General features: G+C 72.6%; 2 protein-coding genes and 1 pseudogene. 2 read left to right on the forward strand and 1 reads right to left on the reverse strand.

The window, feature by feature from the left end; translation table 11 throughout:
* A partial coding sequence (locus tag AE652_RS38480) for a hypothetical protein (protein WP_049660067.1) occupies positions 1 to 675 on the forward strand: 675 nt, incomplete at its 5' end.
* A 381-nt stretch (positions 676 to 1,056) separates the two neighbouring features.
* On the opposite strand, the gene AE652_RS38485 is transcribed toward AE652_RS38480, so the two are convergent.
* Entirely contained in the window at positions 1,057 to 1,854 is a 798-nt protein-coding gene (locus AE652_RS38485) for an HAD family phosphatase (RefSeq protein ID WP_049660070.1), read from the reverse strand.
* An 839-nt stretch (positions 1,855 to 2,693) separates the two neighbouring features.
* Here AE652_RS38485 and AE652_RS38490 point away from each other — a divergent pair.
* A pseudogene (locus AE652_RS38490) lies at positions 2,694 to 3,169 on the forward strand (septum formation initiator); the annotation flags it as partial.

Genomic DNA, 3,169 nt, shown 5'->3' on the forward strand with positions numbered 1-3,169 from the left:
AGCGACTTCGGGGCGGACCCCGAGGCCCGGAGGGTCGGCGCGGCCCTGCGGATCGCCGCCGAGGCCGGCCAGCTGCTCAGCATCTGGCGGCACTCGCCGCTCCAGGTGCTGGCCCGGCTGCACCTGCTCGCGGTCGGCGACGGCGATCCGGCCGCCGGGCGCCCGCGGCGGGCCGGGGAGGGGGCGGAGCTGCTGTTCCCGCAGGAGCTGGAGCCGGTGGAGAGCGTCGAGGTCGAGGCCGTCGACGGGCCGCCGCCCGTGCTGCCGCCCGCTCCGGGTGCGGAGGAGGTCGCGGCCCGGCTCGACCAGCTCTCCCGGCTGCTGGTGGCGCGTGCGGAGGGCCAGGGCGTGGGCACGCCGGCCCTCGTCGTGGCCTCGGTGGTGCACGGCGAACTGCTCGCGCTGCGGCCGTTCGGCGCCCACAACGGCGTGATCGCGCGGGCCGCCCAGCGGATCGTGCTGATTGCCGAGGGGCTCGACCCGAAGTCGATCTGCCCGGCCGAGGTCGGCCTGGCCGAGCTGGGCACCGCCGCCCACCGCCGAGCCCTGGCCGGCTACCTGGCGGGAACCCCCGAGGGGATGGCGGCCTGGATCGCGTACAGCGGTCGGGCGCTGCGGCTCGGGGTGCGGGAGAGCACGGCGGTCTGCGAGGCGATGCAGCGCGGGATGGTCTGAGCGCCCCGCTCGGGACGGCGCGCGCGCCCCGAGAGGGGGCGCGCGGAGACGAGGATGCGGCGGCACCTGCTCCTGCCGGGTGCCGCCGCTGGTGCAGATACCGGGTGACCATGCATGCACCGGAAGTGCCGATCAGACGGGGATCCTGCCCGTTCGTCTGGTCCGGCGGCCCGACAGCGGGTCGGCTGCATGTGGGTGCCCGGATATCTGTACGTGCGGTCCGTGGGGCCTGAACTGCGTTGTCGGTTTGACCTCTTAAGGTCCTGACCGGGTCTCGCGGGCCGTGCTTCATTTGTATCGCGTTTCGGGGGAAAGGGGAACCCGAAAAGAGAAGTCTGTCCCGATTGACCGTTTTGTCCAAGGACTGTCGGGCCGCCCGCCTCAGGCGAGGGGGCGCCTCCGGCGGGCCAGGTACCAGATCACCCCGGCGGTCACCACGGCCGTCCCGACCGCCACCGCGGTCAGCACCGAGCCGCTCGGGGCCGAGAACTCGGGCAGTCGGCGCCGCAGTTCCACCGGCTTGTCGAAGACCAGCACCGGCCACTCCCGGGCCTGCGCCTCCTTCCGCAGCGCGCGGTCCGGGTTGACCGCCGACGGGTGGCCGACCGCCTCCAGTAGCGGCAGGTCGGTGGAGGAGTCGCTGTAGGCGAAGGAGGCGGCCAGGTCGTAGCCCTCGGTCGCGGCCAACTCCCGAATGGCCGCGGCCTTGTTCTCGGCGTAGGCGTAGTACTCGATCTCGCCGGTGTAGCAGCCGTCCTCGACCTGGAGCCGGGTGGCGATCACGTGGTCCGCGCCGAGCAGCCGGCCGATCGGCTCGACCACCTCGGAGCCGGAGCTGCTGACGATCACCACGTCCCGGCCGGCCGCGTGGTGCTGCTCGATCAGCGAGGCCGCCTCGTCGTAGATGATCGGGTCGATCAGGTTGTGCAGGGTCTCGGCGACGATCTCGCGGACCTGCTGGACGTTCCAGCCCCGGGTGAGCGCGGAGAGGTACTGGCGCATCTTCTCCATCTGGTCGTGGTCCGCGCCGCCGACCAGGAAGACGAACTGGGCGTACGCGCTGCGCAGTACGGCCCGACGGTTGATCAGTCCGCCCTGGTAGAAGGGGCGGCTGAAGGCCAGTGCGCTCGACTTGGCGATGATGGTCTTGTCGAGGTCGAAGAAGGCCGCGGTGCGCAGCCCGCCGGGTCGGGGGCGAACGGGCGGGCGGAGCTCTTCGGGCCCGGTGGCGTCGCCCTGGGACTCGTCGGCGTAGTCGTCGGCGTTCTCGGTGGTGTCCACGGGAACCGAGGATAGAGGGAGCCGCAAAAGACCCCGCCATTCGGCGTACTCGCGGGCGTGCGGGTTTGTGTTTCTGGCCGCTCGGGTACACCATGGAAGTCACGGATCGTTCGCGACCGTGCTAACCCGGTCCGGCTCCTCCCCCCCGAGCCGGGCTGTGGATAGACGACCCCCGCTCTCCCCCCCGGCGGGGGTCGTCGCACGTCCGGGGCCATTTTCAGGGCTTGAACGCCCCTCTCCGCGGGTGCGCCGCCGTCGTGTCGACGGCTTACAGGGGGTGTCGCCACTCCGGTCCGTCGATCGACTTTCGTCACTCTGTGTCGCCATTTGCTCATGCCCGTCGAGGATCGAACGGCTGGTTCCGATCGGTGGTGCGAGCCCGTTCGGAAGCCGTTCGGAAGCGGTGTCCGGAAGGCGGCGGGTGGAGGTCGGGAGAACGGCTGAACGGGACGGGGCGGGTCGCCGGTTCATCTCGGTGACCCCCTTTCGTCAATTCTTCGCCGAATAGCCCCCCGCCCGGGTGAACGTTTTCCTCCACAGCACACGAGTTATCCACAGGCAATCGGAACCCGGATGACGAAATCCGGATCTCCCCCCACCGTGATGACCGGCGGCGGTCGCCGGGCAGGGCCTCACCCCCTTCCTCCCTCAGAGGCCTGTCGGGCGGCCGTCCGCCGGAACCGTCCGACGTGCGCCGTCGGCCACCCCGGTGGTCGGCGGCGCGGAGGGGAGCAACCATGTCGACGCCGATCGCCGACCACATCACCGCCGAGGGCCCCGCGGTCGCCGGGCCGCTCGTCGTCACCGAGGACGAGGGCCTGGCCGAGCACCTGCTGCGGATCTGCGCGGCGGCGGGCACCGAGCCGAGGCTGGTCCGGGGCGCGCCGCCGACGCGGGACCTCTGGGAAGGGGCCTCGCTGGTCCTGGTCGGGGACGACCAGGCCGTCCGCTGCTCCGGGCTGGGGCGGCGCGGCGGAGTGCTGCTGCTCGGGCTGGACCTGGACGACCCCGGGGTGTGGGTCAGAGCCGTCCAACTCGGGGCCGAGCACGTGCTGTTCCTGCCCGACGCCGAGGCCTGGCTGCTCGACCGGATCGCCGACGCGGCCGAGGGCGTCGGCTGCCCGGCGGTCACCGTCGCGGTGCTCGGCGGGTCCGGCGGGGCCGGGGCCTCGACCCTGGCCTGCGCGCTGGCGGTCACGGCCGCGCGGGCGGG

It is taken from the genome of Kitasatospora sp. MY 5-36 (genome assembly GCF_001182915.1).
Classification (GTDB): Bacteria; Actinomycetota; Actinomycetes; order Streptomycetales; family Streptomycetaceae; genus Kitasatospora.